The sequence below is a fragment of the Niallia sp. HCP3S3_B10 genome (assembly GCF_052064465.1).
Taxonomy (GTDB): domain Bacteria; phylum Bacillota; class Bacilli; order Bacillales; family Cytobacillaceae; genus Niallia; species Niallia hominis.
The window spans coordinates 1-25,191 of the sequence record NZ_JBQHVO010000057.1; the positions used below are offsets into that span (position 1 = coordinate 1).

Genomic DNA, 25,191 nt, shown 5'->3' on the forward strand with positions numbered 1-25,191 from the left:
CAGTAAAGAACCAATATCAAATTAATGAAAAAGTGTTAAATTTAATATGGATAGGTGTTTTATATATGTCTCATTTGGCTAGGTCAGTTCATTAACCCCCCATTTTATTTTCTATTAATACTTAAGCTCTAATCTCCCATGCTTAAATGAATCTTGCATTCTATAACTATCCTTTGGGAAAATAAATGTCCATGGCATACTGACATGAGAAGGAATGACAAGGTCTGGCAGTGTGAATTCCTTTTCTGCAATCACTTCATCATTAACACTGTAATATAATAGTGTATTTTGAAAGGTTAGGGGATATTCCGTGAAATTATGAACCAATACGGAAACAAGTAGTGCATCCTTATGATTGATTGCTTCTCGGATAGGAGAAAAAATAACGATTGAACTGTTTATGTGTTTTGTTTCCGTAAAGATTTTTTCTATATTTTCTCTATCTTGCGGGGCAATTTGCTTGTCCCAGGCCGATTCAAATTGTAATTCCTGCATCATTATGACCACCTTTTGAAGTGAAGTGTAACATAAGTGAGAGAAAGAATCTATTATACGATCTAATTATTTCTTTCTATCATATATATTCCACTATGAATTTCCCTCTAAACAGAACAAATGTTTTGGTGTAGAATAGTAAATGTTATATTAACTATTAAATATTAGGGGTGGAATCAACTTGAATGGAACATCACATGCTGTAATTGGATCAGCAACAGGATTTATTGTTGCTCATACCGTGCAATCCACACCAACAGAGACATTAGTGTGTGTCACTTTAGGAGCCGTTTCTGGACTAATGCCTGATCTGGATATTGACGGGAAGCTTCGTGGTAAAATTACGTTACCTCATCAAATGATTCAATTGTCTGCACAGGTAATCGGAATACTTATGGTGCTATATAGTTTCTTCGAGAAAGTAGCAGTAGAGAGGTGGATGGGGGTCGGGATAGGTATTATGATTTTGTTTATCGCGTCGTTAATTAAACAAAAGCATATGCTGACGATAACGGGTGTTGCTGTGTTGATGGGAGGACTTTCTGTTGAGGAACGATGGATTATACTTCTAGGAATCTATATTATGATTGCATCCTTTACATCTCATCGTAGCTATACTCATTCTATTTTGGGTGTTGTGTTTTTTGGAATCATTGCCGCAAATGTAGAGAACTCCATTGGCATCCAGGGAGTATACTATACTTGTATTGGTGGATATATCAGTCATTTAATTGCAGATTTAAAAATTTTTCCGTTTAACAAAAGAGGCGTTAAGCTGTTCTTGCCACTGACATCAAAGGAATTTTAATAGTTTACTATTTGTCTTTCTTTATACATAATATTAAGTTGGATGGAAAGAATCCCCTATTATAGCAATCTTAATAGGGGATTCTTTCTATATGGCTCTAAAGCAATATGTTGATATTTCTAACCTAGATAGAATCGAAGTTACCATCTATTTATGTTATAATATGGAAAAAGGGAGGTCTTAAATATGGGCTTTGGTTTTCGAAAGAGCTTTAAAATAGCTCCTGGTGTTCGGGTGAATGTTGGAAAAAAGAGTGTTGGGGTAAGCGCTGGTGTAAAAGGGCTTAGATATAGCGTGAACTCTCGAACCGGCAGTAGAGTGACTGCTAGTATCCCAGGAACTGGTGTATCTTATACCACGACAGGTGGCAGGAATAGAAAGTCGTCGGCCTATCAAAGGCAGGCGGATATAAATAGAAGGCAACGTGAATTAGATAAACTGAATGAATTAGAGCAGGCGAGACTTGCAGTTGAAGCATACGAAAATACAATTGAAAGAATTCATAGTATTCATATAGAAGCAGATGATCCTGTTAATTGGATAAAAGTAAGAGGGGCAGATGCGCCCTATCACCTGCCTAGTGGGGAAATGGGAGAAAAGGAAAAACTAGCTTTACAGCAGCTTCAAAATTATAAACCAGGAGTTCTTACCAAGCTTTTTAATCGACAATCTGCTGAACAGAAGTTACGAGAAGAGGTTATAGCTGCTAGAGAGGAAGATAAACAGGATTATCTTACTTGGGAGCGCGATGTAAAGATTGCTACAAAGGTGTTAGAAGGGGATATTGATACTTATTTTCAAGTCATTGAAGCATTTGCACCTTTGGATGATTTAACGGAATTTGGAAGTGGATTTGAATTCAGTTGTGGTGATCCGAAAGTAATGGAAATCGAATTTGAAGTAAATGCGGAGGATGTCGTTCCAAAAGAACAATTATCTTTAACAAAGACTGGAAAATTATCAAGAAAGCAAATGCCGAAGGGGAAGTTTTATGATATTCAGCAAGATTATGTCTGTAGCTGTATATTAAGAATTGCCCGTGATATGTTTGCACTATTGCCACTACATACGGTCTACATACATGCAATAGATAATCGTTTAAACACTGTAACTGGATATATGGAAAAAATCACTATTCTTTCTGTGAAATTGGACAAAGGAAAACTAAATCGATTAAATTTTGCTAATATTGACTGCTCCGATGCATTAGAAAACTTTGAACACAAGATGAATTTTAAAAAGACAAAAGGGTTTGAGGCAGTTAGTAGACTTATGGTTGATTAAGCGGATAAGGTTAGAAGCGTGGGTATAGTTACTCACGCTTTATTAATCATGAAAAATTTTCCTGGAAGTTGATTCTTTTGGGTACATACTACAACTAGAGTTTACGCAAATAAAAAATTTAAAAAATTGAAAAGAAAGCATTTACAAAAATAGCAATTCCGTTTATTATGTGTTTAGTTAACAAAAAAATGTTTGATTCAAACATTTGGTGTAAAGAACATAATAGGGAGAACTGCATAATATGGAAAATTTGCAGCAATTAAATAAAAGACAAAATAAAATTTATCAACTTCTATTGAATGAAGGAGAGATCAAGATTCAAGACCTTACAGAAACATTTGGCGTGGTCGAAATGACGATTAGGCGGGATCTTGATAAAATGGAGAAATTAGGATTTTTGAAACGAACATATGGAGGTGCGATTCTCGCTTTTGAAGATATTGTCATTAATAAGAGAGAATTATTAAACAGAAGGGCAAAAGAACTCATTGGGCAAAAGGCGGTCAAATTTGTTCAGGAGGGGGACGGCATTTTTGTAGATGCAGGTACGACCACTCCATATTTTGTTAAAAACCTACCTGTTGATGCAAAGCTTTCCATCACAACAAATGCCTTGAATGTTGCTTCGAAAATTCATGGGAAAAACAAGGAAAAAATTATTTTAGGTGGCATGATAAGAGAGTCCACGTCGTCGCTTTATGGACCAATTGCCATTTCAACATTAAACAATCTTTCTTTTGATAAAGCCTTTTTAGCTGCATCTGGTTTCACGCTTAACCAAGGTTTCAGTAACTCGAATATTTTTGAAGTGGAGATTAAGCAAAAAGTAATAAAGCAATCAAAAGAGATAACCTTCCTTATAGATCATAGCAAATTTGACACTCAATTTATGCACAAAATAACCTCGCTTGAAAACATAAATCGAATTATCACAGACAAAACCCCCTCTAATGAATATTGTAAGTTAATTCAGAGCAGTGGAGTTGAATTAGTCGTATGTAGTAACAATTGATAGAACCTCTCTATTAATTGTTATTTATACGAACATGTTCATTTAGCATATTACAATATAATCCATCTTTATTAAAAAAAACTCTACCAATAATTTTCTAAATTCCTTTTATGAGTGAAACTTTTTTAATGAATAAATGGAATGAAATGTGAATAGAAAGTAAATAGCCTTTGATTAGTTTTGGTGAAAATCAAAAGTGTTTCTAAATACGCATTAAATGTAAGCGCTTAAAAATGTATTTGGCATCCGGATATTAAGTCACAATGGTGATTTTAATATATAAAATTACTTCTATAAACAAGGGGGATATGTATGAAGAAGTTTTTGATTGGATTATTGACATTGGTACTAACTTTTGGGTTAGCTGCATGTAATACGAGTGAAGAATCTAGTAGTGAAAAGGATCAATATGTATTTGGCTATACGTCGATGACACAAAATAACCCGTATTTTCAAGTAGTAGAAAAAGCAATTAGAGATAAGGTAGAAGCTAATGGAGATAAGTTAATTACGACCAATCCTGCTATGGATGTGGAGCTTCAAATTAATCAAATTGAAGATATGATTGCTCAAGGAATAGACGCAATTTTTCTAAATCCTGTTGATTGGGAAGGAATTAGACCAGCATTAGCGATGTTAAAGGAAGCGAATATCCCAATCATCAATTACGATGCAGAAGTGAAAGATATGGAATATATAACGAGCTATGTAGGTTCAGATAATAAGAATGCCGGAAAAGTTGCTGGAGAAGATTTAGTGAAGAATTTTCCAGATGGAGGAAACATAGTTATCCTTGATAGTCCAACAATGAATTCAGTTAATGATCGAATCGAAGGATTTATGGAAGCGATTGAAGGGAAAAATTTTGAGATTGTTGCACAGCAAGATGCCAAGGGAGACTTAGAGACAGCGTTAACGGTGACAGAGGATATCCTTCAAGCCCATTCTGACATTATCGCTATAATGGGTGGAAATGATCCAACAGCTTTAGGTGCATTAGCAGCTGTTAAAGCTGCGAATATAGAAGGAATTGCCATTTATGGAGTTGATGGATCACCTGATGCGAAAACTGCAATTGCAAATGGAGAAGCATTAATCGGAACAGGAGCTCAATCGCCTATCTCTATTGGAGAAAAGTCGGTCGAAGTCGCTTATAAAATACTAAAAGGCGAAGACTATGAAAAGAAAATTCCAGTAGAAACCTTCATCATTAATAAGGACAATGTGGAGGAATACGGAACAGATGGCTGGCAATAAATGATGTGAATATACATTCTTAGCGACTGAACAAATAGAAGGAGAAGAAATATGCAATTTTAAAATGGATCTTATATTGAATTCTCCTTCTACATTTTAATGGGGTGGGATTATGTCTACGAAATTATTAGAGATGAAGGACGTTTCTAAACGTTTCCCAGGAGTTTATGCCTTAAAGGGTGTAGAGTTTGAACTAAATAGGGGAGAGGTTCATGCTCTCTTAGGGGAAAATGGAGCTGGGAAATCAACACTTATGAAAATACTTGGTGGGATATATTCCATTGATGAAGGAAAAATTTTTATTGATGAGCAAGAAGTAGAGATAAAAGATGTTAAAGATGCTCAATACAATGGTATCAGCATTATCCATCAGGAAATTATCTTAGTCCCATACTTAACGATAGCGGAAAATATTTATTTAGGAAGAGAACCTTTAACAAAAACAGGGTTTGTCGATAAAAAAACAATGTTTTCCAATGCAAGAAACCTTTTAGATAAATTTGAGTTGGATCTATCGGAAAAGAGTGTAATTAGTGAGTTGAATGTTGCACAGCAACAAATGATTGAAATTATTAAAGCAGTTTCTTTTCAAGCGAGAATTATTTTAATGGATGAACCAACTTCTTCTTTAACGGAAAAAGAGGTGAATTTTCTTTTTAAAACAATTCGTAATTTGACGGAACAAGGTGTGGGGATTGTTTATATTTCACACCGCATGAATGAACTATTTGAAATAACAGATAGAATTACAGTGATGAGAGATGGAACCTATATCGGGACCGTTCGTACGCAAGAAACGACGGAGAACCAACTAATTTCTATGATGGTTGGTAGAGAACTAACTAACTATTATGTTAGAGATTATTCTAAAGTAGGAGAAACAGTTTTAGAAGTAAAGAATTTATCAAGGGAAAATTATGTGAATCATGCGGACTTCCAATTAAATAAAGGCGAAATATTAGGTTTTTCCGGCTTAGTTGGTGCAGGGAGGTCAGAGCTGATGAAATGTATTTTTGGCATTGACCCCTTTGATGAAGGAGAAATTTATCGAGACGGCAAGAAAATTATGATAAAAAACCCGAATGATGCGATTAAACACGGGATTGCCTATGTTACGGAAAATCGGAAAGAAGAAGGCCTGTTTCTCATTCAGTCTGTTAAATACAATATTACGATAAAAGTTTTGGATAAGGTGATTAAATTTCTTCGCGTAAAAAAGAAAATCGAAGACCAGTATGCAGAGGATTTTATTAAAGAATTAGCTATTAAAACCCCAAATAGTGGGCAAATAGTAAAAAATTTAAGCGGTGGAAATCAACAAAAAGTATTGATTTCTAGATGGCTTGCGACAAATCCTCAAGTATTGATATTGGATGAACCAACAAGAGGAGTCGATGTAGGGGCAAAGGCGGAGATTTATGCGATTATGAATCAGCTCGTGCAAAAAGGGGTTTCCATTATTATGATATCTTCCGAGCTTCCTGAAATTATTAATATGAGTGATAGAGTAGCTATTATGTACAAAGGGAAAATTCAAAAGATATTAGAGAAAAAAGAGAGCTTTAGTCAAGAAGCGATTATGCATTATGCTACTGGAGGTAATTAAGATGGCTCAAGCAGCACTAAAGGAGAAAAAGAAAGAAAACTTTTTTTGGAACTTAGGTTCAAGTATTATAACCTTTATTCGAGAAAATTTAGGTATTTTAATAGGGTTACTTGCTTTATGTATTATTATTTCGATTATTAATCCCAACTTTTTATCCTCTAATAATCTATTAAATGTGTTAAGACAAACGTCTACCAATCTATATTTGGCCCTTGCTATGACGATGATTATTATTTTAGGTGGGATCGATTTATCTGTTGGCTCCATTATGGCAGTAACTGGAGTAGTTACGACTTTAATGATTGCAACATTCGGGGCACCGGTATTTATAGCTGTATTAGCTGGTTTATTTGTGGGGCTATTAATCGGTGCTTTAAATGGTTATGTTGCTGCAACAACCGTGATTCCTCCTTTTATTATTACGCTAGCCACTATGAATATAGCGAGGGGAGCGGCCTATGTAATTACAGATGGAAAGCCAGTCAGAGTTATGTCTGATTCCTTCAATTTCATTGGATCTGGTTATATTGGTGGTGTATTGCCGATGCCTGTGCTTTACCTTTTAATTCTATTAATCATTTGTTACTTCATTATGAATAAAACGCGACTTGGTCGTCACATGTATGCTGTGGGTGGGAATGCGGAAGCAGCGAAATTTTCAGGAATAAACATAAAAAAGGTACAATTTTTTGCTTATACATTTAGTGGATTAATGGCTGCAATTGCAGGTATTGTGTTAGCATCGCGTATGTTTTCTGGTCAACCAACAGCGGGAGAAGGTGCAGAATTAGATGCGATAGCGGCAGTTGTGTTAGGCGGCACGAGTATGACAGGAGGCTATGGGAAAATCGGCGGCACAGTTATCGGGGCACTTATTATTGGGGTGCTTAGCAATGGGCTAAATCTGATGGGAGTAAGCTCCTTTTGGCAATACATTGTAAAAGGTGTTGTAATTCTAGTTGCTGTCTATGCAGATGTTATTAAAAGAAGAAAAGCATAAATGGACATAGAATAGGGGGGAGGATTAGATGAAAGAGGGAATAACAATCGCTGGAACAATTGCTGTTGACGAAATAAAAAAAATTGAAAAATACCCTAATCAGTCAGAGCTGACGACAATAAAAAGCGTAATGCGATCCATAGGAGGAGCGGTATCTAACTGTGCTGTTTCTTTAGCAAGAATAGATGGAGAGTTGCCTATAGATACGTTAGCAATGATAGGAGAGGATGAGAGGGGCGACTATCTTAAAGAGCGACTATCTCACTATAAAAATATTGATAGTAGTCAAGTGAAAGTGTTAGGAGATACACCATTTACCGATGTTTATCAAGATGCAACTAGCAGAACATTTTTTACTTATAAAGGAAACGGTCTTTATTTCGATGAGTCAAAAATAGATTATCAACAGCTGCGCACCAAAATTTTTCATCTCGCTTATATTTTATTATTAGATGGGCTAGATAAGGAAGACAAAGAATATGGAACAAAGACGGCTAAGGTGTTAAGGAATGTACAAAAATTAGGAATCAAGACGTCTATTGATATTGTCAGTGAGAATAGTGATCGCTATCAAAAGCTTGTGCCACCGTGTCTTAAATTCACGAATTATTGCATTATAAATGAACTAGAAGCAGGTAATAGTGTTGGCATAGCATTAAGGAATGGGGATGGAAAGCTGATTGAACACAATATTAGAAAAGTGTTATATCGCTTAAAAAAATTAGGTGTCAAGGATTGGGTTGTTATCCATACACCAGAGGGAAGTTTTGGATTTGATGGAAAAGAGATTCATAGTATACCATCTTTACTTATTGATAATAGCTCAATCAAAGGCACTGTTGGAGCAGGAGATGCTTATGTATCCGGGGTACTGTATGGTGCTTTGAAGGCGTTTTCTTTATGGGAGGCAATGCAATTAGGTACTGCAGCAGCAGCTTCCTCGTTATTCGAGGCGGATGGAACATCAGGTGTAAAGGCATATGATGAATTAGTAAAGATGTATCAGGAATACCCGAAGAGAAATAAAGTGGAAATATAGGAGGAGGGCTACTATGTTAGTAACTTTAAAGGAACTTTTGATAGAAGCAGATAAGGGGAACTATGCAGTCGGGGCTTTTAATTGTCCAACATTAGAATCTGTTAGAGGAGTAGTAGAAGCGGCGGAGGAGCTAAGAGCGCCAATCATTCTTGCACACGCAGAGGTGCATAATGCTATCATTCCACTTGAAATAATGGGTCCTATCTTAGTAGAGTTTGCTCAAAAAGCATCTGTGCCAATTGCTGTTCATCTTGACCATGGAACCAATTTAGAAACGGTAAAGCAGGCAATTGATATTGGGTTTACCTCTGTTATGATTGATGCCTCTCATAAAAGCTATGAGGAAAATATTCAGATTGTGAAAGAGGTAGTGGAATATGCTCATAAACAAAATGTTTCTGTAGAAGCAGAGCTTGGCGTGATGACTTCTTCTGGACTTGGAGGAGAAGAAACATATGAGGGAGACTCACATGTTTTAGAGGATGCAGCAAACTATTATACAGACCCTGCTATTGCAAAGGACTTTGTAGAGAAAACGAATATCGATGCATTAGCTGCCTCCTTTGGTACAGTCCATGGAATCTATTTGACAAAACCAAACTTAGATTTTGATCGATTAGAAAGGATTTATGAAAATATTCAAAGACCTGTCGTTATGCATGGAGGCTCAGGGTTAAGTGAAGAAGAGTACAAAACAGTAATAAATAGAGGAGTAAGAAAAATTAATTATTACAGCTATGCAGCAAAGGCCGGGGCATACGCTGCGAAAGCATTTTTAGAAAAAGAAGAGAACCCTTTCTACCATGATTTAACCGTAGTAGCAAAAGAAACCATCAAACAAGATATAAAGAAAGCAATAAGCATTTTCGCAAATAAATGAAGGAACGAGAGGGACGGTTCTACCGCTTCCCTTTTTGCTTTCCGAAAGGGAAACGGTAGAACCGTCCCCTTGATTCCCTACTTGCATTTTTGGATAAAAGGGATTATTATATAAATCGTAATGATTACGATTTAAAATTTTAAATGAAAGAGTGAGGAAATGAAAAAAATACCGGTTACAGTGTTGAGTGGTTATTTAGGTTCTGGGAAGACAACTTTGCTTAATCATATTTTACATAATCGAGATGGACTGAAGGTTGCGGTAATTGTCAATGACATGAGTGAAGTTATAATCTGAATGGAAGTGTAGGAAAAGGAACTGTCTCTTGCTTCCATTTATAGTATTAAATAAGATTTGTGCTTAACACTGTATTTAAGAGGATTCAATGTAGAGTAAGCAAGATTCTAGATGTGATTTTAATTTTTTAAATGTCATAAATATAAAGTGGAAGAATATACATCTACAGAAAATTAAATTCTTAAGAGGAGAGATAAGCAAGAAGTTGTATGACAACACACAACTTGAAGAGAGTGAAGATGGATATGGTTAAACAAATTAATAGGCAGAGTGTGGTTGATGAAATTTATGATCAGATAGTTCAGAAGATTTATAATGGTTATTGGGGCCTTGGAGAAAAACTTCCTTCTGAACATCAATTGTGTGAAATGTTAGGGGTAAGTAGAACGAGTATTAGAAGTGCATTACAAAAATTAAGTGTAAAAAAGATCATTGAAATCAAACACGGGCAAGGATCATTTGTTTCTAATTTTGCAAAGGTAAGTATTTTGAGTAGCTTAGATACATTAAATGTAGAATTAAAGTTAACTAAGGAAGATATATTAGAAATGCTTGAATTCCGCGAAGCAATTGAATTTAAGTGTATTGATCTCGCTGTGGAAAAAGCAACTGAAGAAGATGTTTTAAATTTAGAAAGAGCTTTAAAAAAAATGATACAAAACAAAAAAGAATACAAAAAGTACACTGTTGCTGATTTTGAATTTCACTTAGTTATTGCTAAGGCTTCAAAAAACAAGCTGCTTTTTGAAGTGTTGAAAAATTCAAAATACTTCTACTTATATTTAGAGGAATTGAATAGAGTCATAGGTGTGAACCAAAACAGTATAGATGGACATACGAAACAGTATGAATGTTTTAAAAAGAGGGACGCAGAAGGTATTAAGGACCAGATAAGAAGAGGAGTAATGGAAATGTTGGAAAAACTCAATATGACTCAGTAACGATAAAATTTCCGAAAAGTTGTATGATGTGCCACCTTATAGGTTGTTCTCTATTTCTAAAAAATATCATTTTTAGAAATAGATTTTATTTAGAAAAGATGGGGGTAGTGAGAAAATGAAAAAAATTAAAATGGGGTTAGTTTTCTTACTTTTTATTGTAAGCGTTTTATCTGGGTGTTCATCAAAAGAAGGGGCTGGCGAATCAGAAGATGGCGTAGTAACTTTAAAAATTATGTCTGTTTCACAAACAGAACAACCAGACGGGGAACTTGAACAAAAAATTGCGGATGAATACATGAAGCAAAATCCTAAAGTCAAGATTGAATTTATAGGGGTTCCAATGAATGATTTATATAAGAAGCTTACAACATTAGCAACAAGTAATGATTTGCCCGATGCTTTTACTATGACACCTGAATTTATGAGAACAGCTCATGATATGGGAATGACAGCTAATCTTACTGGATTATTAGGAGAAGAGTATTTAAAAGATTTTTACGAAAATATTATTGATGAAGCAAGTATAAATGGGGAATTACAATTAATCCCATGGAACGCGACCCCGCAAGCGTTAATCTTTAGAGGAGATTGGTTTGAAGAAGAAGGTTTAGAGGCGCCGAAGACTTGGGATGAATTTATAGAAGTAGCTCAAAAGCTAACAAAAGATAAAGATGGAGATGGTCAGTTAGATCAATGGGGATTTGGGTTAGTTGGAACTAGAAACGGTTCTGGTGCTTCAAGATTTATACCTATTTTACGTTCCTTTGGTGCAGCAGAAATTAGAAAAGATAATAACGGAAATTGGATTACAGACTTAGGTTCAGATGAAGCTAAAAAGGCATTTCAACTTTATGGAGATTTAAATAATAAATATAAAGTTGTTCCACCAGGGGTTACTGAATCTGGTTTTCCTGAGGTAGCGAGTTTATTTGCAACAAATAAAGTGGCTATGATGATTACTGGACCTAATGCATTAGGAGCAATATATGCGGAAAATCCTGATTTAAAAGGTAAAGTCTATAGTATTCCAGTTCCAAAAGATATTGAATATTCCTCTAATTTTGGCCTTATTGGATATGGAATTTCAGAGAACAGTGAACATAAAGAAGAAGTAGCAGATTACTTGAAATTTCTAGTAAACAAAGAAAATTCCCTTCAATGGAATAAGGATACAGGGAGACTTCCAACAAGAAAGGATGTAGGGGAGTCACAACAATTAAATACACCTGAAATGGCAGGATATTCAGAGGCTATCACATATGCATTTCATTTACCAGAGATCTCTTCATATAGCCAATTCCAAGATATAATAGCTGAAGCTTATCAAACAATGTTAACGAATAGTGAAAGCGTCGAAAATATTGTGAAAAAAGCTGAGAATCGTGCAGAAGATCTAATTAGTAAAGAATAATTTTTAGGTAGGATAAAGAGATAATAAAGCGGTATTCCCCTAACTATTTTTGCTTATAAGAGAGTTGGATTAGGGGAATGCCGACATATGCGGTCAGGTGGTGAAAATATGAGAAATAAAACATTCTCAATATTAAAAAAAGAATATTGGAGTGGCTACTTGTTTACAGCACCTGCTGCAATTGCGTTGTTGTTGTTAGTGGCTTATCCATTAGTTTATGGTATGTATATTAGTTTTTTTGATACAAATCTGGTTAATCGTTGGGATTTTGTTGGGATAGAAAATTTTAAAGAAATATTTTCTAATATGGATTTTACTAATAGCATCTTGCTTACTTTACTCTATACAGTACTAACGATATTAGGTCATTTTATCATAGGAATTGGTTTGGCACTTTTATTAAATATAAATATAAAAGGAATCGTTATTTTTAGAGCAATCCTTGTTTTGCCTTGGCTTTTGCCTGAAGTGGTAGTTGCTTTATTGTGGAAATGGTTATTTAACCCAATGTATGGCTTATTTAATCATATTTTGCTGACAACTAATATTATTTCTGAACCTATCTCTTGGTTAGGTGAAAGTACTTATGCATTTTTAGCAGTTGTAATGGTTAGTATTTGGAAAGGGTATCCTTTAATAATGATGATGATCCTGGCTGGATTACAGTCTATTCCGAAAGATTTATATGAAGCTGCAAGGATAGATGGAACGAATAAATGGCAGGAATTTCTTTATATAACAGTTCCAGGTTTAAAGCCAGTTTTAGTAGTAAGCCTCATACTAGATACAGTTTGGTGGTTTAAACATTATACGATGATCTGGGTAATGACTGCAGGTGGACCTGGAAATGCTACAAATGTAGTTAGTATAGATATCTTTAAGAATGCATTTGAATATTTTGATTTTGGAAATGCAGCAGCTATGGCGGTAATTGTTTTTGCGGTATGTTTCTTGATAGGCTTCTTGTATAGGAGGGTACTAGATAATGATTAAAAAGAGATTTAGACTTTCAAAATTATTAATTTATGTACTATTAATATTTGCCTCAGGATTTGTCTTAGTACCTACTTTGTGGATGCTTTCTACCTCTTTAAAACCTATTGAAGATGTAATGACAACACCACCAAAATGGATACCGGAAAACTTTTCCTTCGCATCCTTTATAAATATATTTAGAGATTATCCTTTTTCTGATTATTTTATTAATAGTATTATAATCGTTTCGATTTCCACAATTGCATCTATTATTGTTTCATGTTTGGCTGCCTATGGAGTAACCAGGTTTAAATTTAAAGGAAAGGGATCTTTTCTTACTTTTTTACTAGTAACTCAAATGTTCCCTTCTATTATGTTATTAATACCTTTTTACCATGTGTTAAGATCAGTAAATCTAATCGATTCCCATTTAGGCTTAATATTAGTCTATATATCTTTTACTATCCCTTTTTGTACTTGGATGATGGTAGGATTTTTCAAGTCTATACCAACTGAATTAGATGAAGCGGCCAAGATGGATGGGTGTGGTAAATTAAGAACCTTTTTACAAATTATTATGCCACTATCGTTACCAGGACTTGCTTCCACAGCCATTTATGCAATGTTAACAGGTTGGAATGAATATATGTTTGCCCTGATATTAACTAATTCAGAAACGATGAGAACTCTTCCTGTTGGCATCGCTGAATTAAATGGATATTATAAAATTCTTTGGAATGATTTAATGGCTGCATCTGTAATTTCAAGTTTACCATTAATTATTTTGTTTATTTTCTTTCAAAAGTACTTTATCAGTAGTTTAACCTCAGGCTCTGTTAAAGGTTAAATAGGGAGGGATAATTATGATAAAAATAAAAAATGTAAAAACGATAGTAACTGCCCCAGAGGGTGTGAATTTAGTAGTAGTAAAAATTGAAACAACTGAACCTGGCTTATACGGTTTAGGATGTGCAACATTTACTCAAAGATATTTATCAGTAGTTTCAGCTATTGATAATTATGTTAGGCCATTCTTAATAGGCAAGGATGTTCATAATATTGAAGATATATGGAATACCACAAATGTAAGTGGTTATTGGCGTAATGGTCCGGAATTTAACAATGCAATCTCTGGTGCTGATATGGCACTTTGGGATATTAAAGGAAAATTAGCGAATATGCCCTTATATCAATTATTCGGTGGCAAATGTAGAGAAGGTGCAGCTGTTTATAGACATGCAGAAGGAGAGACTATAGAACAGGTAGAAGAAAATGTAATCCAATTTATGAAGGAAGGGTTTCGTTATATTAGATGTCAACTTGGAGGCTATGGCGGGAAAAATCATTTTATCAATAAACCAGAAAAAGCTCCCAATGGAATTTATTATGATCCAAAAATTTATATGAAAAGTGTTATAAAGATGTTTGATTATCTAAGAAATAAAGTAGGCTGGGAGGTTGAATTCATTCATGATATTCATGAAAGGTTAGCACCGATTGATGCTGTTGGATTTGCAAAAGATCTAGAACCATTTAAATTATTTTTCTTAGAGGATGCTTTAGCTCCAGAGCAAATTGATTGGTTTAAGTTAATTAGACAGCATACTACAGTACCTATTGCAATGGGAGAACTATTTAATAATCCTAATGAATGGATGCCGCTAATAGAAAATAGATTAATTGATTTTATAAGAATCCATGTTAGTCAAATTGGAGGGATAACCCCTGCGAGAAAAGTAGAAGCAGTATGTCAAATGTTTGGCATACGTACAGCATGGCATGGACCTGCAGATGTCTCACCAGTTGGACACGCTGCAAACGTACACTTAAATGTGAGTAGTCCAGCATTTGGGATTCAGGAATATTATGGATTTAGTGAGAAAGTGCAAGAAGTATTTCCAGGTAGCCCAGAGACTAGAAATGGATATATATATCCTAATCAGTTACCTGGTTTAGGTATTGATATTAATGAGGAGAAGGCAAAAAAATACCCTTGTAATGATAAATTGCCAGAGTGGACCCTAGCAAGAATTGTAGATGGAACTGCCGTAAGACCATAAATAATGTTTTCATTGAAACAAATGAAAATTTGAGAATTAAGAAAAGAAGAATCATGCTTTTAATTATGTGTTTATTAGGAAGGTATTATTAGGTGCAACAACACATATTCCAAGCTTGTTGCACCCACCTTTTGTAGTATTTAAAAAATTTTCATGATTCTTAATTTCGAGTATCTAAGAGCATAAAGACATCATATTTACTTGGGTTTTTTTAGACGATTATTTTAAGATAAGCAACTAAAAGCTACTTTCAATCCTACAAAAAAATGTAGCAGAGGTAAGAGGAAACGTCAAAAGTAAAAAGATAGAATAGTTTGTAAGTAATATTAACGAATAGACGTAGAACCCCAGTATTGAATTCCTTCTTTTCTCCAATTAATAGATTCTATTTTTGACATATTTCGTGAAATACCTCAATTTGACACTCTTAATATAATTATATAATTATCGATTAGCCTACAAATTTTATTTGCGTATTTTATTACTTTAAAATTCCCCTAAACAGAACAAATGTTTTGGTGTAGAATAGTAATCAGTGCATCAAAACTATTAAATATTAAAGGTGGAAATCAACTTGAATGGAACATCACATGCTGTAATTGGATCAGCAACAGGATTTATTGTTGCTCATACCGTGCAATCCACACCAACGGAGACGCTTGTGTGTGTCGCTTTAGGAGCTGTCTCTGGATTAATGCCTGATCTAGATATTGACGGGAAACTTCGTGGGAAAATTACTTTGCCGCATCAGATGATTCAATTGTCTGCACAGGTAATCGGAATACTTATGATTCTTTATAGTTTCTTTGAGAAGGTCGCAGTAGAAAGGTGGATGGGTGTCGGAATAGGGATTTTGATATTAATTATAGCCTCCTTAATTAAACAAAAACTTATGCTAACGATAACGGGAATTGCCGTTTTGATGGGGGGGCTTTCTGTAGAAGAAAGATGGATTATTCTATTAGGAATCTTTATTATGATTGCATCCTTTACTTCCCATCGAAGCTATACCCATTCTATCTTAGGAGTCGTGTTCTTCGGAATTATAGCCTCTGATTTAGAGACTTCGCTTGGAATGCAAGGATTGTACTATACTTGTCTTGGGGGATATATCAGTCATTTAATAGCTGATTTTAAAATTTTCCCATTTAATAAACGAGGCGTTAAGCTGTTCTTGCCATTGTCATCAAAGGAATTATAATAGTTTAATAGATTATCTTTCTTTATACATAATAAAAAGTTAGATAGAACAGAATCCCTCATTCTGGCAAAATGAAATGGGGGATTTGCGTGTATAAACCACAGGCAGGAGAGTGACTGCTAGTATACCAGAAACTGGTGTTCTTATACCACAACAGATAGCCGAAGTAAAATCGTCTGTCTATCAAAGGCAGGTGAATATAAATAGAAGGCAACGAGAATTAGATACGCTAAATGAATTAGAGCAGGCAAGACTTGCAGTTGAAGCATACGAAAATCCAAGAAAGAATCCATAGCACTTATCTAGAAGCAGATGATCCTGTTAATTGGATGGCTCTTTGATTCCTCTAATGTATTTATCCTTGCATTTTTTCATAAAAAAGACTATTATATAAATCGTAATTATTACGATTTAAAAACGAAATGAAAGAGTGATAAAATGAAAAAAATACCTGTTACAGTGTTAAGTGGCTATTTAGGTGCTGGGAAGACAACGTTGCTCAATCATATTTTACATAATAGAGATGGGCTGAAGGTTGCGGTAATTGTCAATGACATGAGTGAAGTAAATATTGATAGTGAACTAGTGCAAACAGTTGGGGGTTTTTCCCGGACTGAGGAGAAGCTAGTCGAAATGTCAAATGGGTGTATTTGCTGTACGCTAAGAGAAGATTTGCTAGTAGAAGTGGAAAGGCTCGCGATGGAAGGGGATATTGATTATATCTTAATCGAATCATCTGGAATTAGTGAACCAATCCAAGTCGCACAGACTTTTTCTTATATTGATGAAGAAATGGGAATTGATCTTACAAAGTTTTGTAAACTAGATACAATGGTAACGGTAGTCGATGCAAATCGGTTTTGGCATGATTATGAGTCTGGTGATTCACTCTTAGATAGAAAAGAAGCAGTTGGGGCAGGGGATGATAGAAATGTTGCTGATTTATTAATTGACCAAATTGAATTTTGCGATGTGCTTATTCTTAATAAATGTGATTTAGTTGCACCAATGGATTTAGATAAATTAGAGAAAGTAATTAAAACCTTACAACCTGTTGCTAAAATTATTCGAACCGTGAATAGTGAAATTACACCGCAAGAAATCTTAGATTCAAATCTATTTGATTTTGACCGGGCTAGTGAGTCAGCAGGATGGTTGCGTGAATTGAATATTGGTCCTAGTATGCATACACCGGAAACAGAGGAATATGGGATTAGCTCTTTTGTTTATGCTAGTAAAAGACCTTTTCATTCGGAACGCTTTAATGATTGGTGTCATTCGATGCCACTCTCGATTGTTCGTGCAAAAGGAATAGCATGGTGTGCCTCAAGGAATAATTTAGCACTACTTTTATCACAAGCTGGGCCGTCTGTAAGTATTGAACCCATCTCTTATTGGGTTGCATCACTAACGGAAGCAAGACAGAAGGAAATTCTTCGTGATAATCCAAGATTGAAGGAAAGTTGGGATCCTAAATTTGGTGACAGGCATACAAAGCTAGTATTTATAGGAATGGATTTAAACGTGGAGCTGATAAAAAAAGAATTGGATGATTGCTTATTAACAGATGAAGAGTTTTATGGAGATTGGCAACAGTTAAGCGATCCGTTTCATTGGCAAGTAGCAGCAAGATAGTTTTGTGAAAGCAAATAACTTGCAAATCGTAACCATTTCGTTTTATTATAAATATGCGTCTGAAAGATGGGTTATTTTCACATGTTAAATCGTAATGATGTCGATTTATATAAAGGAGGATAAAGATTGTGGCCAAAAAATCCAAGGTAGTAAAAAAGAAAAAAAGAAGAGCAACGGTGGAGAAATATGCTGCCGTTCGCAGAGAATTAATCGAAAAGGGGGATTATGAGGCATTAAGAAAGTTACCTAGAGATTCTTCCCCAACACGATTGAAAAATAGATGTGAAGTAACGGGAAGACCAAGAGGTTATTTAAGAAAATTCAAAATGTCTCGAATTGCCTTTAGAGAATACGCTCATAAGGGGCAAATACCTGGTGTGAAAAAGTCAAGTTGGTGATACGTATATTCTATTAAATAGAGGAGGACTTTATTATGAAAAAAGGAATACATCCTACTTATCAGGAAGTCGTTTTCATGGATGTAAATAGTGGCTTTCAATTTTTATCTGGATCAACGAAAACTTCTAAGGAAGAAATTATCTGGAAGGATGGAAAAACCTACCCACTTATAAAAGTGGAAATTAGCTCTGATACCCATCCGTTTTACACTGGTCGTCAAAAATTCTCTGATCGTGGCGGTCGAGTGGAGCGGTTTTATGAGAAGTATAAAAATACAAGAAAGTAATCTTTTGATAAATGAATGAGATATTTCAACAAAATGTTTTAACTCCTCAACTTAAGTGAATAATTTCTAATAAACACTATTTCACAACAAGGAGGAGAAATATATGAACGACCAATTGGAAAGAATGAAGAATCAAAAAGGGTTTATTGCCGCATTAGACCAAAGTGGAGGCAGTACACCAAAAGCATTGTTGAATTACGGAGTACCTGAAAGTGCCTATACAAATGAAGCAGAAATGTTTGATAAGGTGCACCAAATGCGGACAAGAATTATTACATCTCCAGCTTTTGATTCTCAGTATATTCTTGGTGCCATTTTGTTCGAGCAAACGATGGATAGTAAGATAGAAGGCATGTATACAGCTGATTATTTAGCAGAGAAAAAAGGGATTGTTCCTTTTTTAAAAATTGATAAAGGGTTAGCTGAACCTTCAAATGGAGTTCAATTGATGAAGCCGATCACGGATTTAGATGAGATCCTCCAACGTGCAAAGGAGCGCCATATTTTTGGAACGAAAATGCGCTCAGTTATTAAGGAAGCAAATTCTGAAAGTATCAAAGCAGTAGTGGATCAGCAATTTGAAATCGGAAAACAAATAATGGCAGCAGGGCTAGTGCCAATTATTGAACCAGAAGTGGATATTACTAGTCCAGATAAAGAGCAATCAGAAGCGATATTGAAAGAGGAACTATTAACAAATCTAAATAGTCTAAAAGAAGATGAAAATGTCATGCTTAAGCTGTCCATCCCTACAGTTGCTAATACTTACAAAGAGTTGACTACACATCCAAGAGTATTGCGAGTAGTAGCACTTTCTGGTGGATACAGCAGAGAAGAAGCAAATCAAAAATTAAAGGAAAACGACAATATCATCGCAAGTTTTTCTCGAGCGCTAAGCGAAGAGTTAAACGTTAACCAATCAGAAGAGGAATTTAATGCTGCATTAAAAGAAGCTGTTACGTCTATTTTTGAGGCTTCTACTGAGAAGACAGGAAAGCAGTAGATTGTGGATTTAATGATTTTGAATGAGTCGGGCTATAAAGAGAAGCTTAGCTGGATTGAACTTGGAGGCACCAGATAATGATATTCTGGTGCCTTTTCCTATTTGTACATATTAATAGTAAAAAATAGATAACTATCAAGGGAAAACCAAATTTCGTAGTTTACACTCTATAAAAAGAAAGTAGATTTCCCTGTCTATTTCCCCATTCTTATAAACATTTTTCTAATGTTTCCTTAATGGAAGCGATAATATCGTACTCTTTTATGCTTAATACGGGCATAGTATCTTCTGGATCAAGGTATAAATCTTCTGTTTGTAATTTTGAACTTATCGCCATATGAATGCCATGCTCTGTACCTGCTGCTTCTGCATGTTTATCCAGTTCTTCATAAATTGGTCTCATTTGTTCATAGTCTACTACTGGTACTTGAGTGGTTTCGTGTTGATCTAATGCGTCTACAATCATTTGGTAAAACTCTTGAAATTTCATGTTTTTTCCACAAATAGCATAAGTATGGCGATGTTCCCCTTTTTCCATTGCGCCAATAGCCGCTTCTGCAACTTGTTCTACCGTCACCATTACAGTGCCTCCTTGAAGAGCTGGAAAAACGGATTGGCCTCTAGCTTGAGCGACAAACATTTTCTATAATGGAAGTCTTCCAGGCATCTACCACATATAAAGTAGAGAAGAGCTATCTCTAAATAGTAATCTTCTAGAAAATTTAAAGGGAATGAATCCTGATACATCCGAAACGGAGTTATATGCCCTCCCTCTAGGGAATGATTCTTATGCTATCTCAAAGTTAGGGGTGACATCGAAACAATCTTTAGTGGCATTTGTACCAAATTATAGCCAAAAAAAGGAGGAATCTATCGAACTGATAAAGTACTTAATAAGTGGTGAGAAAACAAAAGGAGTAGAGGAGAGGAATAATGACTAGTCATTCTAAATTAGAAGATAGTGGCCAAAAAGAGAAAGCGCTTACCTACGAAAATCCAATTTTGTATTTGGATATTCCGGATCCAGATGTAATTAGGGTTGGAGATACCTATTATATGTCTAGTACAACGATGCATATGAATCCTGGGGTTCCGATTATGAAATCAACAGATCTATTGCATTGGAAAATTGTTAACTATGTATATGACACATTAGCAACAAATGACGAGCAAGAGCTGAACAATGGAAAAAACGAATATGGAAAAGGATCTTGGGCAAGTTGTCTTCGGTATCATCAAGGGATGTATTATTTAGTTGTGGGCTCTTTAGCAACAGATAAAACGTATATTTTTCAAACAAAAGATTTGGAGAAAGAAAAATGGAAGCGTTCTATCTTGAATAAATATTATCATGATATGTCTTTATTATTTGATGATGATGGACGTGTCTATTTAGTTTATGGAAATGGGAATATACGCGCAATTGAACTAACAGCAGATGCAACAGCTATTAAAGAGGGCGGATTGAATAAGATAATCATTCCCGATGCTAGTTTAGTAGCATCTCCAAAAGAAGAAGTAGGATTACAAGCTGAAGGTGCGCATATTCAAAAAATAGATGGCTATTATTATGTTTTTACTATTACGTGGCCGAAAAAAGGACATCGAACCCAGTTAGTGCATCGGGCAATAGCGTTTGATGGAGAATATGAAGGGAGAATTGCAGTAGATGATCCAACTAGTGTAGCGCAAGGAGGAATAGTTGATACGCCAACAGGTGAATGGTACTGTATGTTATTTTGCGACAATGGGGCTGCAGGTAGAATGCCGTGTTTACTCCCAGTTAAGTGGGAGGATGGATGGCCAATTTTTGGAGAAAATGGTATTACACCAAAAAACTTGTCCATTCCAGTTCATCAGGAAACAAGTGAAAACCGTATTGTATCATCAGATGAGTTTGTTTATGAAAGTGATTCACTTGACTTGGTATGGCAGTGGAATCATAATCCCGATCCGACGAAATGGTCTGTAACGGATCGTCCTGGGTACTTACGTTTAACAACTAATAAGCTTTGTCCTGACTTAGAGGCAGCAAAAAACACCCTCACACAACGAACTTTCGGACCCAAATGTTCTGCCAATATTGCATTGGAGACTTACGGTATGAAGAATGGCGATATTGCTGGATTTGCTGCTTTTCAAAAAGATTATGGATATGTTGGTGTACAGGTAATAAATGATTCAAAAATGATAACAATAGTCGACGCAAGTCCTGGTTCCCCTGTGGTAGTAGAATCTATTCCTCTAGAGCAGGAAAGAGTTTATTTTAGAATTGATTGTGATTTTAAAGATAGTAGGGATAAGGCATATTTCTATTATAGTTTAAACGGATTGGATTGGAATAGAATAGGTGCTGAACTCCAAATGAAGTATAAGCTAGATCATTTTGTCGGATATCGATATGCCTTGTTTTATTTTTCTACAGAAGAAATAGGTGGTTATGCTGATTTTGATTATTTTAGAATGGAATCTTTGAATGAATAATAAATGTTTATTGCAGGATATAACAGAAGCTATCTAGTTTATCTTTTAGAGGATAGCATCTTTATTTTCATCAATGAATGGAGAATATATTTTGATTTTGAGGTGATGAAGTGAATCAAAGCAAAAAGAGACTCTGGTATGAGCAACCAGCAAATGACTGGAATGAGGCATTGCCTATTGGAAATGGACGTATTGGGGGAATGGTTTTTGGTCATATCGAGAGGGAGCGGATTCTATTAAATGAAGACTCTGTATGGTATGGCGGACCTAGAGACCGAAATAATCCAGATGCACTTACGCAATTTCCTACCATTCGGGAACATTTAGAAAACGGGGAAATTAGGGAAGCCGAAAAACTAGCTGCACTTGCTTGTACGGGCATCCCGGAATCACAAAGACATTATGAACCATTAGGAGATTTGCGGATAGATTTTCATCATGAAGATGATGTATTTACCAATTATAAACGAGAATTAGATTTAGACCGTGGAGTAGCTACTATTAAATATATGTGTAAAGATATTGCTTACAATCGAGAAGTTTTCACAAGTTATCCTGACCAAGTAATGGTGATACGTTTAACTGCTTCTAAAGAGAAAGAAATCTCCTTTCAATTGTTTTTGGATAGAGGAAAGACAAGAAATATAGATGATATGAAAGCAGTCGAACCAGATTATTTAATAATGGATGGAAAAACTGGTGGAGAGAATGGAATTCATTTTCATACTGGGGTCAAAGTGTTAGTGGAAAAAGGAGTAATCACTTCGATTGGAAATAGAATAATAGTTCAAGAGGCAAGTGCTGTAACCATAATACTAGCTGCAGCTACATCCTATCGCTACGAACAACCTGCTAGTCAATGTGTAAAGACCGTTTTAGCTGCGGAAAAGAAATCATATGAACAGTTATGGAAAACACATCTTCAAGATTACCAATCTTTGTTTCATCGAATGGATCTCAACCTAGGAAAAGACAATAGAAAGCACGATATACCAACAAATAAAAGGCTGTATTTACTAAAAGAAGGAGAAGAAGATCTTGATTTAATCAGTACGTATTTTCACTTTGGCAGATACTTACTTATTTCTTGTAGTCGACCAGATTCCTTACCAGCAACGTTGCAAGGAATTTGGAATGATCAAATGTTACCTCCTTGGGATAGTAAATATACAATCAACATTAATACACAAATGAATTATTGGCCAGCGGAGGTATGTAATCTTTCCGAATGCCACCAACCACTATTTGATCATTTGGAGAAAATGAGAGAACAAGGAAGGATAACTGCTCAAATCATGTATGGTTGCCGTGGATTTACCGCCCATCAAAATACGGATATTTGGGGAGATACTGCTCCTCAAGATATGTTTATACCAGCGAGTATTTGGCCATTAGGAGCTGCTTGGCTATCTTTACATTTGTGGGAGCATTTTGAGTATACAGTAGATATTACGTTTTTAGATAAGGCTTATGAATTGATGAAAGATGCTGCTTTGTTCTTTGTTGATTATCTAGTTGAAACACCAGAAGGAGAACTTATTACACCACTTTCTGTCTCACCAGAGAACACGTATCTATTGCCTAATGGGGAGAAGGGAAGCTTAACAGAAGGGCCATCGATGGATATACAAATAATTTATGCCCTGTTTTCTAGTTGCATTGAAGCAAGTAAACGACTGAATAGAGATCATCCTTTTAGGGCGGAATTAACACAACTCAAAAACAAGTTACCTGCCTTGAAAATAGGTAAGTATGGACAAATTCAAGAATGGCTTGTTGACTATGAAGAAGCTGAACCTGGTCACAGACATATTTCCCACTTATTTGCTCTTCATCCTGGAAAGCAGATAAATCCTAGAGAAACACCAGAATGGGCAATTGCTGCTAAACGCACCTTAAAAAGAAGATTGAAATATGGTGGTGGACATACTGGCTGGAGTCGGGCTTGGATTATAAATATGTGGGCAAGATTAGAAGAAGGAGAGTTAGCATACGAAAATGTACTAGAGCTACTAAAATCTTCTACCCTACCAAACTTATTTGACAATCATCCACCATTTCAAATAGACGGGAATTTTGGTGGAACTGCTGGAATTGCAGAAATGCTTATTCAGAGCCATGCAAATGACATTCATCTTCTTCCCTCTATACCAAAAGCATGGAAAAGTGGAGAAGTAAAAGGATTAAAAGCAAGGGGAGGTTTTGAAATAGAAATGAAATGGGATAATCATCAACTCACCTTTTTATCTATCTACTCCTCACATGGTGGGGATTGTCGTATCCGGTACAATAAATTAAGAAAAGAAGAATATGCTTTATATCAACAAGAAGAACAAATACGAATACTTCATACGAAAGAGAAGGAAAGATATATATTGATAGAGGGCGCAGAGGATATAGTAAAGCCTATTTCTATGAAGGGTTAAAGCATGGAAATACGTCCACTTGATTTGATGGGACAGTTAACCCAATCTGAGATTGTCTGCGTTTTTTTTCAAACATTTGTTTATTGCTAAATTTATAGCTTGATACAAATACGTTTCAAAGATTCTTCCATAGTTGGCTTTATAAGAAGTTCATCCAAGGTCTAAATGGAAAAACATCTCATTTAAATAATAAGGAGAATGAGTGATGGAGAAAAATATGTTAGGAAATAACTTCATTACACAAATTGGGATTTTAGTTCACGATATTGAAAAAACAAGTCAGGCATATGCAGATTTTTTCGGCGTAGATAAACCCGAGTGGTCTTTAACTGATACGGTTGATCGTGCACAAACAGAATATCGCAATCAATCTACAGAAGCACGTGCCAAGCTTGCCTTCTTTAATATGGGATCCCTTCAGCTTGAATTGATTGAACCAGATCGTAATCCAAGTACATGGCGTGAATATTTGGATGAACATGGAGAAGGTCCACATCATATCGCTTTTGTTATTAATGGAATGAAAGAAAAGGTTACTTTGATGGAAAAAAATCAAATGCCTCTCCTTCAAAAAGGCGAATATACTGGCGGGAGATATGCTTACATGGATACCTTTAAAGATTTAAAAATTATCTTAGAATTATTGGAAAATGATGAAGCAAAGTGATACAGCTTAAATATGAAGAAACTAG

The 25,191-nt window shown here is 35.3% G+C and carries 24 protein-coding genes and 1 pseudogene; 23 read left to right on the plus strand and 2 right to left on the minus strand.

Annotated features, from left to right (window positions below):
* Positions 1 to 114 precede the first annotated feature (114 nt).
* Entirely contained in the window at positions 115 to 498 is a 384-nt protein-coding gene (locus ACTNDN_RS19395) for an SLAP domain-containing protein (RefSeq protein WP_441131858.1), read from the minus strand.
* 178 nt (positions 499 to 676) lie between these two features.
* Here ACTNDN_RS19395 and ACTNDN_RS19400 point away from each other — a divergent pair, with 178 nt between their 5' ends.
* The 20 genes and pseudogenes from ACTNDN_RS19400 (at position 677) to ACTNDN_RS19495 (ending at position 19,589) form a co-directional block, all read left to right on the plus strand.
* Positions 677 to 1,303, plus strand: a complete 627-nt coding sequence (locus ACTNDN_RS19400; protein ID WP_441131860.1) for a metal-dependent hydrolase — start codon at positions 677 to 679, stop codon at positions 1,301 to 1,303.
* 186 nt (positions 1,304 to 1,489) lie between these two features.
* On the plus strand, positions 1,490 to 2,587 hold the full coding sequence (locus ACTNDN_RS19405; RefSeq protein WP_048718182.1) for a DUF4236 domain-containing protein: 1,098 nt from the start codon (positions 1,490 to 1,492) through the stop codon (positions 2,585 to 2,587).
* Positions 2,588 to 2,828: 241 nt separating this feature from the next.
* The gene (locus tag ACTNDN_RS19410; RefSeq protein ID WP_048718183.1) at positions 2,829 to 3,599 is read left to right on the plus strand and encodes a DeoR/GlpR family DNA-binding transcription regulator; all 771 of its coding nucleotides are present in this window, start codon (positions 2,829 to 2,831) and stop codon (positions 3,597 to 3,599) included.
* 312 nt (positions 3,600 to 3,911) lie between these two features.
* Complete coding sequence (locus tag ACTNDN_RS19415; protein ID WP_441131862.1) at positions 3,912 to 4,856, plus strand: sugar ABC transporter substrate-binding protein; 945 nt, start codon at positions 3,912 to 3,914, stop codon at positions 4,854 to 4,856.
* Positions 4,857 to 4,968: 112 nt separating this feature from the next.
* Entirely contained in the window at positions 4,969 to 6,462 is a 1,494-nt protein-coding gene (locus ACTNDN_RS19420) for a sugar ABC transporter ATP-binding protein (protein WP_441131864.1), read from the plus strand.
* 1 nt (position 6,463) lies between these two features.
* Positions 6,464 to 7,462 carry an ABC transporter permease gene (locus tag ACTNDN_RS19425; protein WP_441131866.1) on the plus strand — a complete coding sequence of 333 codons (999 nt, stop codon included), beginning with the start codon at positions 6,464 to 6,466 and terminating at the stop codon, positions 7,460 to 7,462.
* 28 nt (positions 7,463 to 7,490) lie between these two features.
* On the plus strand, positions 7,491 to 8,501 hold the full coding sequence (locus ACTNDN_RS19430; RefSeq protein ID WP_031537971.1) for a carbohydrate kinase family protein: 1,011 nt from the start codon (positions 7,491 to 7,493) through the stop codon (positions 8,499 to 8,501).
* Positions 8,502 to 8,514: 13 nt separating this feature from the next.
* Positions 8,515 to 9,381 carry a class II fructose-bisphosphate aldolase gene (locus ACTNDN_RS19435; protein ID WP_441131868.1) on the plus strand — a complete coding sequence of 289 codons (867 nt, stop codon included), beginning with the start codon at positions 8,515 to 8,517 and terminating at the stop codon, positions 9,379 to 9,381.
* A gap of 159 nt (positions 9,382 to 9,540) precedes the next feature.
* Positions 9,541 to 9,675 (plus strand): annotated as a pseudogene (locus tag ACTNDN_RS19440) (GTP-binding protein); the annotation flags it as partial.
* A 242-nt stretch (positions 9,676 to 9,917) separates the two neighbouring features.
* Positions 9,918 to 10,619 (plus strand): FadR/GntR family transcriptional regulator, encoded by a 702-nt coding sequence (locus ACTNDN_RS19445; RefSeq protein WP_441131869.1) that lies wholly within the window; start codon positions 9,918 to 9,920, stop codon positions 10,617 to 10,619.
* A 115-nt stretch (positions 10,620 to 10,734) separates the two neighbouring features.
* The gene (locus ACTNDN_RS19450; RefSeq protein WP_441131871.1) at positions 10,735 to 12,030 is read left to right on the plus strand and encodes an ABC transporter substrate-binding protein; all 1,296 of its coding nucleotides are present in this window, start codon (positions 10,735 to 10,737) and stop codon (positions 12,028 to 12,030) included.
* 108 nt (positions 12,031 to 12,138) lie between these two features.
* Complete coding sequence (locus tag ACTNDN_RS19455; RefSeq protein ID WP_441131873.1) at positions 12,139 to 13,023, plus strand: carbohydrate ABC transporter permease; 885 nt, start codon at positions 12,139 to 12,141, stop codon at positions 13,021 to 13,023.
* Positions 13,016 to 13,852, plus strand: coding sequence for a carbohydrate ABC transporter permease (locus tag ACTNDN_RS19460; protein WP_441131875.1), 837 nt, complete (start codon positions 13,016 to 13,018; stop codon positions 13,850 to 13,852). Before ACTNDN_RS19455 ends, ACTNDN_RS19460 begins: the two co-directional genes overlap by 8 nt.
* Positions 13,853 to 13,868: 16 nt before the next feature.
* Positions 13,869 to 15,065 (plus strand): enolase C-terminal domain-like protein, encoded by a 1,197-nt coding sequence (locus ACTNDN_RS19465; protein ID WP_312095919.1) that lies wholly within the window; start codon positions 13,869 to 13,871, stop codon positions 15,063 to 15,065.
* A gap of 574 nt (positions 15,066 to 15,639) precedes the next feature.
* Complete coding sequence (locus tag ACTNDN_RS19470; RefSeq protein WP_441131876.1) at positions 15,640 to 16,266, plus strand: metal-dependent hydrolase; 627 nt, start codon at positions 15,640 to 15,642, stop codon at positions 16,264 to 16,266.
* A 112-nt stretch (positions 16,267 to 16,378) separates the two neighbouring features.
* Complete coding sequence (locus tag ACTNDN_RS19475; RefSeq protein WP_441131877.1) at positions 16,379 to 16,561, plus strand: hypothetical protein; 183 nt, start codon at positions 16,379 to 16,381, stop codon at positions 16,559 to 16,561.
* A 143-nt stretch (positions 16,562 to 16,704) separates the two neighbouring features.
* Positions 16,705 to 17,901 carry a GTP-binding protein gene (locus tag ACTNDN_RS19480; protein ID WP_441131879.1) on the plus strand — a complete coding sequence of 399 codons (1,197 nt, stop codon included), beginning with the start codon at positions 16,705 to 16,707 and terminating at the stop codon, positions 17,899 to 17,901.
* Positions 17,902 to 18,029: 128 nt separating this feature from the next.
* The gene (gene rpsN, locus ACTNDN_RS19485) at positions 18,030 to 18,299 is read left to right on the plus strand and encodes a 30S ribosomal protein S14 (RefSeq protein ID WP_441131881.1); all 270 of its coding nucleotides are present in this window, start codon (positions 18,030 to 18,032) and stop codon (positions 18,297 to 18,299) included.
* Between the two features lie 35 nt (positions 18,300 to 18,334).
* Positions 18,335 to 18,586 carry a type B 50S ribosomal protein L31 gene (locus ACTNDN_RS19490; protein WP_031537969.1) on the plus strand — a complete coding sequence of 84 codons (252 nt, stop codon included), beginning with the start codon at positions 18,335 to 18,337 and terminating at the stop codon, positions 18,584 to 18,586.
* A 103-nt stretch (positions 18,587 to 18,689) separates the two neighbouring features.
* Positions 18,690 to 19,589 (plus strand): fructose bisphosphate aldolase, encoded by a 900-nt coding sequence (locus tag ACTNDN_RS19495; protein ID WP_441131883.1) that lies wholly within the window; start codon positions 18,690 to 18,692, stop codon positions 19,587 to 19,589.
* 208 nt (positions 19,590 to 19,797) lie between these two features.
* Here ACTNDN_RS19495 and ACTNDN_RS19500 read toward each other — a convergent pair whose 3' ends face one another.
* Positions 19,798 to 20,169: a hypothetical protein gene (locus ACTNDN_RS19500; RefSeq protein WP_441131885.1), complete on the minus strand. Its 372-nt coding sequence runs from the start codon at positions 20,167 to 20,169 to the stop codon at positions 19,798 to 19,800.
* Between the two features lie 353 nt (positions 20,170 to 20,522).
* Between ACTNDN_RS19500 and ACTNDN_RS19505 the strand changes: the two genes are divergently transcribed.
* The 3 genes from ACTNDN_RS19505 (at position 20,523) to ACTNDN_RS19515 (ending at position 25,166) form a co-directional block, all read left to right on the plus strand.
* Positions 20,523 to 22,073 carry a glycoside hydrolase family 43 protein gene (locus tag ACTNDN_RS19505; RefSeq protein ID WP_441131887.1) on the plus strand — a complete coding sequence of 517 codons (1,551 nt, stop codon included), beginning with the start codon at positions 20,523 to 20,525 and terminating at the stop codon, positions 22,071 to 22,073.
* A 110-nt stretch (positions 22,074 to 22,183) separates the two neighbouring features.
* A complete protein-coding gene (locus ACTNDN_RS19510) occupies positions 22,184 to 24,499 on the plus strand; it encodes a glycoside hydrolase family 95 protein (RefSeq protein WP_441131889.1) in 2,316 nt (771 codons plus the stop codon).
* 205 nt (positions 24,500 to 24,704) lie between these two features.
* Positions 24,705 to 25,166 (plus strand): VOC family protein, encoded by a 462-nt coding sequence (locus ACTNDN_RS19515; protein WP_441131891.1) that lies wholly within the window; start codon positions 24,705 to 24,707, stop codon positions 25,164 to 25,166.
* Positions 25,167 to 25,191: the final 25 nt, after the last annotated feature.

Bases quoted from the DNA above. Each gene is read 5' to 3' on its own strand.
- ACTNDN_RS19445 (WP_441131869.1), top strand. From the start codon at position 9,918: ATGGATATGGTTAAACAAATTAATAGGCAGAGTGTGGTTGATGAAATT.
- ACTNDN_RS19455 (WP_441131873.1), top strand. From the start codon at position 12,139: ATGAGAAATAAAACATTCTCAATATTAAAAAAAGAATATTGGAGTGGC.
- ACTNDN_RS19425 (WP_441131866.1), top strand. From the start codon at position 6,464: ATGGCTCAAGCAGCACTAAAGGAGAAAAAGAAAGAAAACTTTTTTTGG.
- ACTNDN_RS19420 (WP_441131864.1), top strand. From the start codon at position 4,969: ATGTCTACGAAATTATTAGAGATGAAGGACGTTTCTAAACGTTTCCCA.
- ACTNDN_RS19500 (WP_441131885.1), bottom strand. From the start codon at position 20,169: ATGGTGACGGTAGAACAAGTTGCAGAAGCGGCTATTGGCGCAATGGAA.
- ACTNDN_RS19515 (WP_441131891.1), top strand. From the start codon at position 24,705: ATGGAGAAAAATATGTTAGGAAATAACTTCATTACACAAATTGGGATT.
- ACTNDN_RS19465 (WP_312095919.1), top strand. From the start codon at position 13,869: ATGATAAAAATAAAAAATGTAAAAACGATAGTAACTGCCCCAGAGGGT.
- ACTNDN_RS19460 (WP_441131875.1), top strand. From the start codon at position 13,016: ATGATTAAAAAGAGATTTAGACTTTCAAAATTATTAATTTATGTACTA.
- ACTNDN_RS19490 (WP_031537969.1), top strand. From the start codon at position 18,335: ATGAAAAAAGGAATACATCCTACTTATCAGGAAGTCGTTTTCATGGAT.
- ACTNDN_RS19435 (WP_441131868.1), top strand. From the start codon at position 8,515: ATGTTAGTAACTTTAAAGGAACTTTTGATAGAAGCAGATAAGGGGAAC.
- ACTNDN_RS19415 (WP_441131862.1), top strand. From the start codon at position 3,912: ATGAAGAAGTTTTTGATTGGATTATTGACATTGGTACTAACTTTTGGG.
- ACTNDN_RS19480 (WP_441131879.1), top strand. From the start codon at position 16,705: ATGAAAAAAATACCTGTTACAGTGTTAAGTGGCTATTTAGGTGCTGGG.
- ACTNDN_RS19450 (WP_441131871.1), top strand. From the start codon at position 10,735: ATGAAAAAAATTAAAATGGGGTTAGTTTTCTTACTTTTTATTGTAAGC.
- ACTNDN_RS19405 (WP_048718182.1), top strand. From the start codon at position 1,490: ATGGGCTTTGGTTTTCGAAAGAGCTTTAAAATAGCTCCTGGTGTTCGG.
- ACTNDN_RS19505 (WP_441131887.1), top strand. From the start codon at position 20,523: ATGACTAGTCATTCTAAATTAGAAGATAGTGGCCAAAAAGAGAAAGCG.
- ACTNDN_RS19395 (WP_441131858.1), bottom strand. From the start codon at position 498: ATGATGCAGGAATTACAATTTGAATCGGCCTGGGACAAGCAAATTGCC.
- ACTNDN_RS19410 (WP_048718183.1), top strand. From the start codon at position 2,829: ATGGAAAATTTGCAGCAATTAAATAAAAGACAAAATAAAATTTATCAA.
- ACTNDN_RS19430 (WP_031537971.1), top strand. From the start codon at position 7,491: ATGAAAGAGGGAATAACAATCGCTGGAACAATTGCTGTTGACGAAATA.
- ACTNDN_RS19495 (WP_441131883.1), top strand. From the start codon at position 18,690: ATGAACGACCAATTGGAAAGAATGAAGAATCAAAAAGGGTTTATTGCC.